This window comes from Alteromonas sp. BL110, from assembly GCF_003443615.1.
GTDB lineage: Bacteria > Pseudomonadota > Gammaproteobacteria > Enterobacterales > Alteromonadaceae > Alteromonas.
The window spans coordinates 930603-944984 of the sequence record NZ_CP031967.1; the positions used below are offsets into that span (position 1 = coordinate 930603).

Here is a 14382-nt window from a genome sequence, read left to right on the forward strand (position 1 = left end):
GTTCCCAATGGATTGAACCAACTTCAGTATTAAATACAGCCTTTCTTTACTCATTAGTGACCACGCTTTAATGGTCATATTCTTTATCTAATCAAACTCTTTTATTTGGGACTATCATGACAATTAAAAAACGACTTTCCTCCCTTATTATCGCAGGATTAGCATCAGCGACATTCATTACTCCGGTGGCGGCCTCACCCGATGAACTGCTTAAGCTTCAACAACAGTGGGCTACCGTGAATTATCAATTAGAGGGCGACGCGCAACTTACCGCCTTTTCCGAACTTATCGAACAAGCTACAAAGCTCGTAGAGCAATCTGAAAATAGTGCAGAATCTCTTACTTGGCTGGCCATTGCTCAATCGAGTACCGCAAGTGTAAAAGGGGGGTTAGGCGCCCTAGATTTTGCTGAAAGTGCGAAAGAAAACTTAGAACTCGCCATAAAAAAAGAAGAAGCGGTGCTAGATGGAACGGCGTTAACGGTTTTAGCCGCGCTTTATCACAAAGTACCGGGCTGGCCTGTAAGTTTTGGTAGTGATAAAAAAGCTGAAAAGCTATTTAAACGCGCACTAGAAATTAGTCCACATGGCATGGACCAGAACTTTTTCTATGCGGAATACCTTTTCGATGAAGGTGAATACAAAGAAGCACAAGCCTTTTTAACCCGCGCTCAAAACGCGCCTGAAAAAGCTAATCGTCCACTAGCAGATGAAAAGCGTAGGGAAGAAATCGCTGCCCTCCAAGCAAGATTAGATACTAAAGCTTAGTATCTAACTTTGCTTGGAGAGCAGATTGATAAGTAAAGGTGGACGTTGTCACTAACTTTCCACCTTCACTCTATCAACGCCACTTAATCAATGCTGCTTTACAGCCTAGGCTTTGTCGCTTTTTCTGCAATCTTCACCGACTGCCAGTGTCTTGTTTACTTCCTATCCACCAAATTTAATGCGCACACCTGCATTGGCAATAAAGCCATCGTTGCGTGACCAGATATCGGTTGTCCAACGTCCACTTGGAGCTTGTGACTGCAACAATAACGGGTGCTCATCGGTTTGCTGAACATCAAGCAAGTTTTCTAAGTTTAAGAACCAGCTGTAGCGACCTGTCGTTATTTGTCCGAGCAAACCTAAATGCCAATAAGGCTTGGTATGGGTTATATAGGGGTTATCGTCTACACGCTGAACGCCAGTATAGTACGCCTCAAAACCTAGCATGAACTTACCGTGCTGCTCCCACATAGCTACAAAGCCAGCTGAATGCTGTGGTGTTAGTGCAAGCTCGCGCCTTCCATTAGCATTGGGAACTTCTTCTGTGGCATCTAAATAAAGATAGCTTGCGGTTAACTTCAGGTCTTTCCAATAGTAGCGAAGTAAGACTTCAGAACCTCTAATTTTCGATTCACCTTCTGCGTTTACTAAGCGTACGTTTGTAGGCGGTGTTCCATTGCTCGTTTCTACCGTTTCTAAGCGAGTCACGTTATCAACGTTAGAGCCAAACAAGGTAAGACTGGTTTCAATATCGTCAAAACGATAAGTAACATCTAAAGATGCGGTCTGTGCTTGTTCCTCTTGAAGACCATCTATTGGCAATAAACGTGACAGTCCGGCAGCTTCGATTTCTTCAACAAAAGGCGTGGGGGCGAAATACCCTTCTCCATAAGAGCCTCTAATCGTGACATCGCCTGGGCGATATAAAAACGATACTCGTGGGCTAAATTGAGTACCATATTCACTGTGATCGTCTAGCCTTGCACTCGCTGACGTTGTGAGTTCATCGCTTATTTGATAATCCACCTGGGTAAAGATACCCGGAACCTCATAGCTGTAGTCAAAAGATGCGAAAGTATCCGAATCGTAAATATTAGATTGATAGGCGACCCCAACCAACCAATCACTTTTGTCTGTGTACCCAGCCAAACTGGTTTCAGCGAGGTAACTTTCGTGTTGATCACTTTCTACGCCTGATAACTCATTGCCGAATTGATGCGTATGTTCTTGGGACATGGCTGAAAAGCGTGAATTAAGGGTAAGCGTATCGCCAAGAGGCTTTTCAAACACAAGGCCACTATCGATACGCTGTGACTCAAGCCCACGAATAAAAGAAACGGCATTTTCTCCGGTTCCTACAGTCGCATCACCAACAGTACCGCCTTGACGGTTTTCCGTCATATAACCGGTTGTAAAGTAAAGGCGCTCGCCCTCATCGCCTTCCCAGAATATACGCGGTCTTACCGTATAGCGTTCATAGCCCGCCAAGTCGGCCCAGCCGTCGTTATCGAGATCTTTTTCACTTTGATGATGCGCACCAGCGGTCACTGAGCCGCTTAGGCTGTCGCTAAAGGGGCTTGCCATATAAGTAGTAAAGTCTTGCCCATCACGGGTGGTGAAATTCACTAGAGCTTCACCTTCAAACTCATCCTTTGGGCGACGAGACACGAGGTTAATGACGCCACCAAGTGCTGAGCCACCGTACAATGACGATGCAGAACCTTTGATAATTTCAACGCGCCCTAAGTCTGTGGGGGGAATTTGAAGTAAGCCAATGGACGCTGATTGGTTACCGTAAAGCGGTAGCCCATCAGATAAAAGCTGGGTATAGCGACCATACAGACCTTGCAGACGTATATTCGCACTGCCAAGAGCTGGAGATGTGGTTTGCATTCTCACACCTCCGGTTTCGGCGACCAACATAGAAATATTACCCGGTCGCATCGCAGCCTTTTCCTGAATCTCTTCTCGATTAATCAATTCAACGCGAACAGGCTGATCGTCTGCAATACGACCTGAGCGCGTTGCTTGAACCACTATTTTTTCGACCTTTTCTTCTTCGTGACTATCGTGTTCACCATGCTCTTTTTCATGAGCATAAGCGTGCGACATAAAAACCGGAGAATTGAAGGCTGTTAATGCCATGATGAAAAGTGATGGCTTTAAAAGTGTCGTTGGCATGATTATCCATAAATCCATTATACAGAGCGCGCATTACATCATAATTTATTAACAGTCTCATACTATTCCACCTTATGAAATCATGCATTCAAGGCAAATTCCTGCGTATACACTCTACTTCTTCTACAACGCTACGACGTCACAATTTATGGGTGATTCTTAATAGGCTGCATTTATCTGCATGTATAAATTGTAAACAGTGTTCATTTGATACCAGCACTTCTATTATGAAGAAAAAAGGAGTGGCCATATGCCTAAGATCCCGCGTTCATCAGATAACGACTATACCCATGATATGAGCCAAACGCGTCGGGAATTTATCACGCGCGAAACCGGTACCCAGCTCAAACATTTAGCGCACTATTCCATACCCCCAGATTCACTGTCAGGGAATATCGAGAATTTTACTGGTGTAGCACAGGTACCTATTGGCTTTGCTGGCCCCATGTTAATAAATGGAGAGCACGCACAAGGCGAGTTCTACGTTCCGATGGCAACAACAGAAGGAACATTAACAGCCAGCTACAGCAGAGGCATGCGTCTGACAAGAGAAGCAGGGGGCATAACCACTACAGTTATCGACGATGCCATGCAACGAGCGCCTATGTTTGCGTTTTCTGATGCGCGTGAAGCCCTTGCATTTGGCAAGTGGGTCGAACAGAACTTTGACGCCATAAAGCTCGCCTGTGATGACACCACCAGCGTGGGAAAACTAAGGGACATCGAACAATATGCCGCCTCTAAGCTTCGTTGGCTTAGGTTCAACTTTACCTGTGGCGATGCCGCCGGCCAAAACATGGTCAGTAAAGCTACCAAAGCAGGCTGCGAATGGATTCAAGCAAACTATACAGGCCGTATTGAACACTTTGTGCTGGCTGCAAACCTTGATACCGATAAAAAGCATTCTCACTTAAACTCGTTACATACCCGAGGAAAGCGTGTTGTGGCTGAAATCACACTGCCAAAACAACTTATGACGGATATTATGCACTGCCCACCTGAAGCTTTATTTAAACAGCGCCAATACTCAAATATGGGGGCGCTTATGGCCGGTAGCGTTAACAATGGTGCCCACTTCGCCAACGGCATTACCGCCATTTTTATCGCTTGCGGGCAAGATGTTGCTAACGTAGCAGAGTCATCGGCAGGGTTTACTTACGCTGAAATTACGCAAAATGGAGATTACTACTTCTCTGTTACGATTCCATCGTTAATTGTAGCCACGTTCGGCGGCGGGACGGGTCTGGCTACACAAAATGAATGTTTAAGCGTACTAGGCTGTACACAAAGAGATAGCGTTAACAAGTTTGCCGAGATTGTTGCAGCGACAGTGCTATGTGGGGATCTATCTCTGGGTTCTGCTGTAGTCGCAGACGAATGGGTAAGCAGTCACGAGCGGCTAGGTAGAAACCGTTAGAACTAGAGGATTAGCCGCAGCCTGACTTCCATTGAGAAAGGACGAGCGAACTCGAGCAAAGAACCATTGAGTTCTGATACAAATACTAAATGGCTGGAATGCTAGGGCGTGTAACCACAAAGTACGCGCCTATACCCATAAAGGTTGCAATGCCTATATAAGCGGGGATGGGCATCGATGCAAATAGACAAATAAGAATAAAACTTATCAGCATACTGCAACACGCTATGCATTTTACCTTTTTAGATATTGCACCGTGTTTACGCCACGCAACCAGACTAGGCCCATATTTGGGGTGCTGAATAAGCCAGCTCTCAAGGCGTGGTGAAGATTTGGTAAAACAGAAAAGCGCGCCTATCAAAAATACCGTTGTTGGCATTATGGGTAAGAAGGCACCTACAATACCTAAGGACGTTAAAAACAACCCTAACGATAAATACAGTACTTTTTTCATATAACAGTTACGCCCAATCCAATCCAACTCCGTGGTCAGTGTTGTCACTCAACACCAGCTTAGCACCATTCCAAGGTCCTAGTTTTATACACAGATTATAGACAAATTGGATCTGCATGCCCTTGTCGTAAATCAAACCTACTCATTAACCTTATGACAAAATAATGTATTTTCCATCTACATTGGTCTAATTTTTTTGCGTTTACGTGTGGCCTATTTATAAATATGTCGCCAAATATCATTTGACCAAAGGAGTCGTGGAATAATCTGTGTCAGTGTTTTGAACCTGTTGCTAGAGCAATTCACTTAGTATTGGAAGACTGTTTAACCTGCTGCCACAAAGCTTCCATTTCATCTAGAGTCAGTGCTTCGAGCTTCTCGTCCTGCTCTGCCGCCAAACGCTCTACGCCTTTGAAACGGTAAGCAAACTTATTACTGGCGTTGCGAAGCGCTGTATCAGCATCTACCTTACAATGCCTTGCTAGATTGACCATAGCAAAAAGTGCATCGCCAATTTCTTCTTCGATAGCCTGTTGGTTATCGTGCATACTACTACTCAAAGACTTTTCATCAGTACTGTTAGCACATAGAAGACGCTGCTTCATATCAAGCTCTTGCTGAATCTCTTCTACTTCTTCACGCACTTTGTCTATAACAGGTGCAGCGTCAGGCCAGTCAAAGCCTACCTTGGCACAGGCTTTCTGCAACTTTTGCGCATACATGAGTGCTGGCATGCCTTTAGGTACATTATCTAAAATACTGGTTTCTACGGCGTGGTCACTCTGCTCTGAGCCCTGTTTTCTAAGCCGCTTTTTAAGCTGCTTTTCTTGTGCTTTAATCGCATCCCACTGCGCGTTTAAGGCACTATCGCTCAATGGTGTACGTTCTTTGTTTGTACCGCCTAACACATCGTTTTCTGATTGTGCACTAAAGACATGAGGATGACGACGCACGAGTTTTTCGCTAATGCTTTGCGCCACATCGTCAAAAGAGAACGCCTTTGATTCACTGGCAATTTGTGCATAAAACACCACTTGAAACAGCAAATCACCTAGTTCATCTTTAATATCTTGCATATCACCAGTGGCAATAGCATCCGCCACTTCATAGGCTTCTTCTATGGTGTAGCGAGTTAGGCTTTGCATGGTTTGTTTAACGTCCCACGGACAGCCCGACTGGGGGTCGCGCAGCTGCATCATAATTTCAAGCAGCCGCTGCATTTCGTCAAGGCTAGCTTTGCTTGCGTTTTGCATCTGTCACGCCTTTAAGCTGTCGCAATTGGGTTAAGACTTTTGACACTCTCTCAAGGTCATTAACCTCGATGGATATGGTAATAAGCGCCGTCTGCCTATTTTTATCACTTAAGCTGTTTACCCCTAAAAGCGGCACGTTTTCATTCGCTAAGACCGTAGTAATATCGCGCAATAAGCCGTTTCTATCGTGGCAAAATATATCAATGCCTGTCTCAAAGCCCACTTTAAGCTCATGGGACCAATTTACTTCTATCTGCCGCTCAGGGTGCTGTGACAATAAGTGCTGCAGCTGACTGCAGCTTTCTTTATGAACGCTTACGCCGCGGCCCTGCGTGATATAGCCTAAAATAGCTTCGCCGGGTACTGGCTTACAGCAGTTAGCTAGCTGACTCATTAAGTGCCCTACGCCCTGCACCACTACCGCGTCTTTTTTGCCCGTACCGCCCGCAGTTTTGCGTGTTTTTACCTTAGGGCTAATTTCAGGCTCAAGGGCTGGAGGCTCTTGCAAGTGATGAATAAAGTTAATCACCTGCATAACACGCACATCACCGGCACCTACCGCGGTGTACAAGTCATCAAGAGTTTGTAAATTAAACTTCTCAAACGCCTCATTAGGTACTTTGGCAGGCAAGTGTGCCCGCTGCAGTTCACGCTCAAGCAGCTCTTTACCGGCTGCAAGGTTTTTATCTCTGTCCTGCTTTTTAAAGAAGGAATGGATAGTGGCGCGGGCCCGTGACGAATGCACATAGCCAAGGCCAGGATGCATCCAGTCGCGACTTGGGTTGGGCTCTTTCCCTGTTAAAACTTCTATCTGGTCGCCACTTTGTAGTAAATAAGTAAAAGGTACTATGCGTCCATTCACTTTTGCGCCAATGCAGCGGTGGCCTACATTACTATGAATGTAGTAAGCAAAATCAAGAGGCGTAGCGCCTTGAGGAAGGTCAATAACATCCCCTTTTGGTGTGAACACGTACACTCTATCGTCAAACACCTGACTGCGAAGCTCTTCAACCAAATCACCTGATTCAGCTACTTCTTCTTGCCATGCAAGTATGCGACGAAGCCAGTTTATGCGCTCGTCATAGCCGGATTGTTTACCCGTACTGCCCTCTTTGTATTTCCAGTGAGCAGCCACACCCAGCTCTGCGTCCTGATGCATTTTCTGGGTACGAATTTGAATCTCCACCGACTTCCCTTCAGGCCCCACAATAACCGTGTGTATAGACTGGTAACCATTAGGTTTGGGGGTTGCGATATAGTCGTCGAACTCGTTAGGTAAGTGCTTGTAGCTTGCGTGAACGGTACCAAGCGCTGCATAACAATCTTGTAGGCGCTCGGCGATAATACGCACTGCACGGATATCAAAAAGCTGCTCGAACGTAAGGCGCTTTTTCTGCATTTTTTTCCAAATGCTGAAAATATGCTTGGGACGGCCATAAACTTCAGCGCGGATCTCTTCACCATCAAGTAAGCCTTGTAAATCGCCGACAATAGTTTCTATGTACTCGGCGCGCTCTCTGCGCTTACCGTCTAACTGCTTGGCAATTTGTTTGTAGGTAACGGGGTGTAAGTAACGAAACGCGAGGTCTTCAAGTTCCCACTTTAACTGTCCAATGCCCAAGCGGTTTGCCAATGGCGCATAAATACTGGCGCACTCACGGGCCACCATAACACGGGTTTCTTCGTCGGCTTTTTTAACCTGTTGTAGTGCACAAATACGTTCGGCCATCTTAATAACAACGGCGCGTACGTCTTCTACCATAGCAAGCAGCATACGTCGAATGCTGTCTATATGCTGCTCATCTGATCTCTCGGCAAAGCCAGAGCCGTTCACTTTACGGGCATGTAACGACTTAATGGCATCCATTCGACGCACGCCAACGATAAGGTCTCGAATCTCCCCACCAAACTCATCAACAATATCTTCTTCACTTAAAGCATGCTGTTCGCAATAAGGAAACACCAGGGCAGCCTGAAGCGTTGCATCATCCATATTAAGTTGACACAAAATCTCAACCATTTCCTGGCCAACCAATAGCCGCTCTGGAATGGAAGACACTGCACTTAGCTTATCTTTTGTTTCAGCACCTAGCTCAAGACTGTCTAACCAGGCTTCAAAGGGGGGCCGGTCTGCTTCGTGGACCTTTCTTGTTGATACCATATCCTTTACTCGTTACTGCTGCTTTCGCGTGAACAAGGCCATCATCTCCATGTGATGGGTGAAGGGGAACATTTCTGCTACGCCCGCTCTTTCCATTTCATAACCTCCGTCTATCAACACTTTTGCGTCTCTAGAAAACGTACTTGGGTTGCAAGAAACATACACTATCGTTTTTGGTAGTGCTTTTACAAGCGCATGACAAACGGTCAATGCCCCTTCTCTTGAAGGGTCAAGCAGCACCTTATCAAAGCCCTGCTGTAATGAAGCCTCGACATTGGTCTTATCTGCCAAATCTAAATGCAGCCACTCGACATTTTTAATGCCCTGTTGCTGTGCATTATCTTTTGCGCGGCGCACCATCTCCGCTACACCCTCTACCGCTTGTACCCTAGCACCTGACTTAGCAATAGGTAAGGTAAAATTACCTAGTCCGCTAAACCAATCGGCTATACGCTCGTTAGGCAGAGGGTTGAGCCAGTTCATTGCTTGATTGATCATTTTTTCGTTAACCACTTTATTTATTTGAATAAAGTCGTTAGCACTTGGTGAAATAGAACAGTCATTTACGGTGTTCAAAACCAAATCCGTGCCCTGCCCTACACTGCGAATTTGCCCTTGCTTGTTTTCAATTTTTAACTCCATTTTATCGGCGTTGGCAAGAGAGTACTCGGTCACCAGCGTATTCACCGCATCGATAAGCTCTGTCTCAAGGGCTTTCGTATGCTTAATAACAAGGTGCGAAGTATTATCACCCGAGATAAGGCTTATGTGCCCAATATATCGAGCAGACTCAAATCCTGTGAGCGCGTTTCGCAAAGGTCCAATGATATTTGATAAAGGGTCAACCAGAATTGGGCAGGTATCTACGTTGGTTACTTTGTTGCTGTTCGCTTCGCGAAAGCCTAGCTTAATTTGATTTGGGTTGCGGGCATCGATAGCCAATCTTGCTTTTCTGCGATATTGAGGACGAGGACCCACTAATGGCGCTTGCCAAACCTCTGCCTTCATTGAAAGTTGACGCTCCATCATTACTCTAAGAGCGTGGTCTCTCTGTTCAAGAGCCGCATCGGGCTTTATATGCTGTAGCTGACAACCACCACATACATCAAACACAGGGCAAAAAGGGGCCTGTCTTGCCTCACTTGGTAATTGAATATTTGTCGCTTTGGCGTTAATCACTTTCTTCTTGCTCGTTAGCACCTCTATATCGCAGGTTTCCCCAACAAGGGCGCCTTCAACAAACATCATGGGGTTGCCGCGCACTACGCCGTTGCCCATCCAGTCGAAATCTTCAATGGTGACCGTATTGGGCTTTTGATTCTTACTAACTTGTGAGACTTTTTTAGCTTTTCCAAATCGAAGCCCCGCGACTTGCGCGTTAGCACTGGCGTTCCCTTTTTTTGTGTTGCCACCTAGGCGGGCAGACGTGAGGCCTTTTTGCTTGCTGCGGGATTGTTTAAAAAGGTTTGCCAAGTGTAACTCCGGTTACTTGCTTTTCGTGGTTTTATATTTGTGGCGTTTCTTGCAGACGCAGACCAGATAGATGTCATCTACCTTGGCTAAATTGAGTCTGCGTTTTAGTAGTGTGCGCTTTAATTAACGCCCGCTTTAGTAAGTGATTAAGATTCTAGTATAACGGTGGCGACGGCATAATGCTGCTCATCTGAAATACTGATCACGCTTCGCGTAATACCCCGTGCCTCACACATAGCAGCAAATTCACCAGAAAAATGAAGTTCTGGCGCCCCTAGGTCGTTGTTACGCACCTCTATGTGTTGCCAACTTATCCCATTTCCAATTCCGGTACCAAGGGCTTTCACCGCGGCTTCTTTAGCGGCAAAGCGTTTTGCTAAAAAGCGTACTGGTGTAGCGTGCTCACTAAACTTCTGCCATTCTGCAGGCGTAAGTACCCGCTTAGCCAAACGCTCGTTAGCTCCCTCGCCTTTACCAAGACGAGCAATCTCTACAATGTCAGTGCCTAGCCCTGCAATCGCCACGCTATATTCGCCCTTTTGAATTAAATGCCCGCTCGCGCTTCAAGCATAAGCTTACGCATATCAGCTACTGCCGTATGAAGGCCGTCGAACGCGGCGCGGGCAATGATGGCGTGACCAATGTTAAGTTCTATCAGCTGTGGAATAGCGGCGATTGGCTTGACGTTGTGGTAGTGCAAGCCATGTCCCGCATTCACCTTGAGCCCTAAACTGTCAGCATACTCAATACCTTCAACTAAGCGAGCCAGCTCTTTTTGCTGGTCATCTTCACTGGTGGCTTCTGCGTATTGACCGGTGTGAATTTCAATGTAAGGCGCGTTACATGCTGCCGCTGCATCAATCTGTGCTTTATCTGCGTCGATAAATAAAGACACTAGGATGTTGGCATTTGCAAGACGCTCGCACGCTGTTTTAATATTCTCGAAATTGCCCGCTACATCGAGACCACCTTCAGTGGTTAACTCTTCACGTTTTTCGGGTACTAGGCAGCAAAAAACAGGTTTTACTTCTTCTGCAATGGCCAGCATTTCATCGGTTACTGCCATTTCCAGATTAAGTCGGGTGTTAATGGTTTGCGCTAAAATACGTACGTCGCGGTCTTTGATATGACGGCGGTCTTCACGTAAGTGTACAGTGATGCCGTCTGCACCTGCACGCTCAGCAATGTCAGCAGCGTGCACTGGATCTGGATAATGTGTACCGCGCGCATTGCGAAGCGTTGCGATATGGTCGATGTTAACGCCTAATAGAATCGTGCTCATTTCACCACCTAACCTGTAAGAGCGAAAGAAGATGTCTGCTCTTCATGTTTAATACATTATTTAAAGGGTTCAAACACCCTTCTTTTGAAAGTCGTGATTGTAGCAAATTTTTTTATAGAAGGTGCTGTTTAAGCATTTGAGTTAAGAGAAAATAATATAAGGAAATCTGAGGTTAATGGAAGGCTTACTTAAAGATATAGGTACTCAAGGTAAGTACAAAAAGAACTGAGCGTATATGAGATAAGTATTCAAATATCTTCAGACGTTAATGTATAAACACATTAATACATTGGCTTTTTCACGTGTTATCGCTCTGACCTATAATCTTGGCTTGGGCATAAATAGTTCGCGGCTTTTAAGTGGTTTGTCACCAATTAGAGGTTTAAGCAAGTCGCGACAAAGCACTTTAGCCACCTTCTTACTAAGCGGGGTAAACTCCCCTTGTGACAAACTAAGCAACGCTTGCCCAGGAAAGCCTCGCATCCTCCTAGTACCGGCCATGTCTTCAGGAATAGGCACAAAGCCCGCATCTATTTGAAAGCGATAACTGCCGGTTTCTTCTATTGGCATTTCGTATTCTACGTCGGTAGTGAAGTCGGGCAGTAGTCCCATTTCATCAAGTAGTGCAAATTCAAACTGTCGCAAGGTCACTTCTATGTCGCTATTATCCCGAAGGGACAGCAATGCATTTTCATAAGCGTTGTGCACGCCATCGCTGGCAAGCCCCGCCGGCATAACGCGATTGGTTAGCTCGTTAACATACATGGCACAAAACAACGCAGTACCCACAAGGTTGATGGATGGAGCAACGCTTTCAACGTGCCGTAGGTTTTTGAGCTCTGACTTACCGCTTAACTGTAGGCGAAGATGTTGGAAAGGTTGAAGCAGGCTCTTTTTATCTGATTTACTATTTTTAACCCCTTTAGCAACCGCACTAACACGTCCCTCTTCCAGGGTAAAAAAGTCAACAATATAGCTGGTCTCCCTGTAAGGGCGTCTATGCAGTACATAGGCATTTAACCATTCATTATTCATTGTTGTTCACTATTGTTGAGCGCCGAATCGGTAGCTATTTAGGTGTAAGCTAAAGGTTTATTTTAGTGGCCAGGGCAAATGACCTATTAGCTGCGCTTAATTCTTACCACTTTCATGGTTTCAAATTCGATGCCAGCCACATCCTCTACATGGCGATAATAGGTTACGTTGACTCGTGCCCCTTTTAAACTTTGATATTGCTGTTTTCGCCGGTAGATAAAAGGAACATCAATGCCTTCTAGCATAATGGTGTGGCGTATCCAATCGCTGTCTTTTTCTTCACGCTGAACGTGAGAAATCACTTTAACATTGTCGGTTTGATTAAGCTGACTGTGCTTTTCCACCAGCTTCTGTCGTTCGCTTTTCACCCTTGCCTCTTTACTCTTACTTTTTAGCTCTTTCCACGTATCGCTTTTCGGCTAGCTAGGCTTTCGACAACTCACGGCTGTGCGTAAATCAACTTTGCTTAAACCGCTTCTATTTGCTCAATAATAAGCTGTACAGTTTCTTGCCCTCTGAAAACATTGATATCAAGGCGGTAAGCAATATGTACACGTTTTACCATGGCATTGGGCCATGCTTTTAAATCAACGTTAAACGCAATAGCATCTACTTCATTGGCGCCGTCACTTTTTAACACCATTTTAAGGTGCTTTTGTCCCACTAAGCGCTGATCGACAAGCGTAAATTCTCCGTCAAATAGCGGTGATTCAAAACCCTGCCCAAACGGCCCTGCCTGGCGCAATAAATGCGCAAAAGGCAAACACAGTTCTTCTGAAGATAAATCACCGTCAGAGAGCAGTGCATGATTGCCATCAAGCTTTTCCATATGGGTACGAGCAACATCAATAAAAGCCTGCTCGAAGTCAGGAAGCTTTGCGACAGGCAAACTCAATCCAGCGGCCATGGCGTGGCCACCAAATTTTTCGATAACCCCTGGGTAACGGGTATTAACTTCATCAAGTACGTCACGAATGTGTACACCAGGGATAGAACGTGCCGAGCCTTTAATAACAATATCGTCTTGATGAGCGAAAGCGATAACAGGTTTAAGATACTTCTCTTTTAAACGCCCCGCCACAATACCAATTACGCCTTGGTGAAAGTCCTCGCGATAAACCACCAGTGCGCTTGGCATATCGCCTTCATCCAGCGCCATTTGCTCTAGTACAGTTTCGGCTTGCGCTTTCATGCCAGTTTCGATTTCACGGCGTTCTTTATTAAGCGCATCGAGCTCTGCCGCTATCATGCGCGCTTGAATGGTTTCGTCTTCTAGTAAGCAAGCAATCCCCTGCGACATATCATCTAAGCGACCAGCAGCATTAAGTCTTGGCCCTACTACAAAGCCTAAGTCGGTGGAGGTTAGGTGCGCGCAATCGCGGTTTGCCACTTCAACTAGCGCTTTGATACCAGGTCGACATTTACCAGCACGGATACGCTGAAGCCCTTGATGAACTAGAATTCGATTATTTTTATCCAACACCACAACATCGGCCACGGTGCCAACAGCAACAATATCTAACAGGGACGCTAAGTTGGGTGGTGCTATACCTACTTTCTCAAAATGCCCTTGCTGCTGTAACTCGGCTTTAAGCGCAAGCATGATATAAAACGCCACCCCCACGCCAGCTAAGTTTTTAGACGGAAATTCACAACCAGGTTGGTTAGGGTTCACTATCGCATCAGCTGGCGGCAGCGTGTCACCTGGCAAGTGGTGATCGGTCACAACAACCTGCATGCCCAAAGATTTTGCATGAGTTACACCGTCAATGCAGGATATGCCATTATCGACGGTTACTATAATGTCTGCACCTTGTTTGGCAGCCTCATCGACAATAGGTACGCTAAGCCCATAACCAAAATCAAAGCGGTTAGGTACCAGGAAATCAACGTTGTGATAGCCCATGGCTCGAAGCGCCAGTATACATACCGATGTACTGGTAGCGCCATCGGCATCAAAATCGCCCACTATGATAACGCGCTTATTTTGCACAACGGCATTAGCAAGGATTTGCGCGGCTTGGGGCATCCCTTTTAATACATTGAAATGCGTAAGCCCTTTAAGGCCATTCTCCAAGTCATCCATATTCGCAATATTGCGACCGCGATAAATTCTGTCGATAACAGGGTGTAAGTCGGAACTTAACGAGGCGCCGGAGACCTCACGGCGAACAATAGGCAAAATCATGAAATACCACTAAACCAATACTGTAATTGCAGTTGTCTTAAACAGTTGATACGAAAAAAGTTTAGGCAAACTCAAATTGAATATATTCGATAAAGAATACAGGTTTTCAAATAGAAGCGCTGCGCTAACTGCAAAGTGAAACCATACGAAAGAACGTAAGAAAAATAACGC

General features: G+C 45.7%; 12 protein-coding genes. 2 read left to right on the top strand and 10 right to left on the bottom strand.

The window, feature by feature from the left end; translation table 11 throughout:
- The first annotated feature begins 116 nt into the window (after window positions 1-116).
- On the top strand, window positions 117-767 hold the full coding sequence (locus tag D1814_RS04060; RefSeq protein WP_118490222.1) for a hypothetical protein: 651 nt from the start codon (window positions 117-119) through the stop codon (window positions 765-767).
- A 162-nt stretch (window positions 768-929) separates the two neighbouring features.
- Here the strand turns inward: D1814_RS04060 and D1814_RS04065 are convergent, their stop codons facing one another.
- A complete protein-coding gene (locus tag D1814_RS04065; protein WP_118490223.1) occupies window positions 930-2948 on the bottom strand; it encodes a TonB-dependent receptor plug domain-containing protein in 2019 nt (672 codons plus the stop codon).
- A 250-nt stretch (window positions 2949-3198) separates the two neighbouring features.
- On the opposite strand from D1814_RS04065, the gene D1814_RS04070 reads away from it, so the two are divergent.
- The gene (locus tag D1814_RS04070; RefSeq protein ID WP_118490224.1) at window positions 3199-4365 is read left to right on the top strand and encodes a hydroxymethylglutaryl-CoA reductase; all 1167 of its coding nucleotides are present in this window, start codon (window positions 3199-3201) and stop codon (window positions 4363-4365) included.
- Between the two features lie 85 nt (window positions 4366-4450).
- On the opposite strand, the gene D1814_RS04075 is transcribed toward D1814_RS04070, so the two are convergent.
- The 9 genes from D1814_RS04075 to recJ all read right to left on the bottom strand — a co-directional run bounded on the left by D1814_RS04075 (window position 4451) and on the right by recJ (window position 14211).
- On the bottom strand, window positions 4451-4819 hold the full coding sequence (locus D1814_RS04075) for a YbaN family protein (RefSeq protein ID WP_118490225.1): 369 nt from the start codon (window positions 4817-4819) through the stop codon (window positions 4451-4453).
- Between the two features lie 302 nt (window positions 4820-5121).
- Entirely contained in the window at window positions 5122-6072 is a 951-nt protein-coding gene (gene mazG / locus D1814_RS04080) for a nucleoside triphosphate pyrophosphohydrolase (protein ID WP_118490226.1), read from the bottom strand.
- A complete protein-coding gene (relA, locus tag D1814_RS04085) occupies window positions 6050-8233 on the bottom strand; it encodes a GTP diphosphokinase (RefSeq protein WP_118490227.1) in 2184 nt (727 codons plus the stop codon). The genes mazG and relA overlap by 23 nt, the downstream gene beginning before the upstream one ends.
- A gap of 12 nt (window positions 8234-8245) precedes the next feature.
- A complete protein-coding gene (gene rlmD / locus D1814_RS04090; protein WP_118490228.1) occupies window positions 8246-9706 on the bottom strand; it encodes a 23S rRNA (uracil(1939)-C(5))-methyltransferase RlmD in 1461 nt (486 codons plus the stop codon).
- A gap of 146 nt (window positions 9707-9852) precedes the next feature.
- Entirely contained in the window at window positions 9853-10230 is a 378-nt protein-coding gene (gene acpS, locus D1814_RS04095) for a holo-ACP synthase (protein WP_118490229.1), read from the bottom strand.
- Between the two features lie 20 nt (window positions 10231-10250).
- The gene (gene pdxJ / locus D1814_RS04100) at window positions 10251-10988 is read right to left on the bottom strand and encodes a pyridoxine 5'-phosphate synthase (protein WP_118490230.1); all 738 of its coding nucleotides are present in this window, start codon (window positions 10986-10988) and stop codon (window positions 10251-10253) included.
- A 318-nt stretch (window positions 10989-11306) separates the two neighbouring features.
- On the bottom strand, window positions 11307-12023 hold the full coding sequence (recO, locus tag D1814_RS04105) for a DNA repair protein RecO (protein ID WP_118490231.1): 717 nt from the start codon (window positions 12021-12023) through the stop codon (window positions 11307-11309).
- A gap of 86 nt (window positions 12024-12109) precedes the next feature.
- Window positions 12110-12391, bottom strand: coding sequence for a hypothetical protein (locus D1814_RS04110; protein WP_118490232.1), 282 nt, complete (start codon window positions 12389-12391; stop codon window positions 12110-12112).
- Window positions 12392-12489: 98 nt separating this feature from the next.
- Window positions 12490-14211 carry a single-stranded-DNA-specific exonuclease RecJ gene (gene recJ / locus D1814_RS04115; RefSeq protein WP_118490233.1) on the bottom strand — a complete coding sequence of 574 codons (1722 nt, stop codon included), beginning with the start codon at window positions 14209-14211 and terminating at the stop codon, window positions 12490-12492.
- Window positions 14212-14382: the final 171 nt, after the last annotated feature.

What these genes read in the sequence shown, in the direction of transcription:
- D1814_RS04070 (WP_118490224.1), top strand. Translation starts at nt 3,199, where the DNA reads ATGCCTAAGATCCCGCGTTCATCAGATAACGACTATACCCATGATATG.
- relA (WP_118490227.1), bottom strand. Translation starts at nt 8,233, where the DNA reads ATGGTATCAACAAGAAAGGTCCACGAAGCAGACCGGCCCCCCTTTGAA.
- recJ (WP_118490233.1), bottom strand. Translation starts at nt 14,211, where the DNA reads ATGATTTTGCCTATTGTTCGCCGTGAGGTCTCCGGCGCCTCGTTAAGT.
- recO (WP_118490231.1), bottom strand. Translation starts at nt 12,023, where the DNA reads ATGAATAATGAATGGTTAAATGCCTATGTACTGCATAGACGCCCTTAC.
- D1814_RS04060 (WP_118490222.1), top strand. Translation starts at nt 117, where the DNA reads ATGACAATTAAAAAACGACTTTCCTCCCTTATTATCGCAGGATTAGCA.
- mazG (WP_118490226.1), bottom strand. Translation starts at nt 6,072, where the DNA reads ATGCAAAACGCAAGCAAAGCTAGCCTTGACGAAATGCAGCGGCTGCTT.
- D1814_RS04065 (WP_118490223.1), bottom strand. Translation starts at nt 2,948, where the DNA reads ATGCCAACGACACTTTTAAAGCCATCACTTTTCATCATGGCATTAACA.
- pdxJ (WP_118490230.1), bottom strand. Translation starts at nt 10,988, where the DNA reads ATGAGCACGATTCTATTAGGCGTTAACATCGACCATATCGCAACGCTT.
- D1814_RS04075 (WP_118490225.1), bottom strand. Translation starts at nt 4,819, where the DNA reads ATGAAAAAAGTACTGTATTTATCGTTAGGGTTGTTTTTAACGTCCTTA.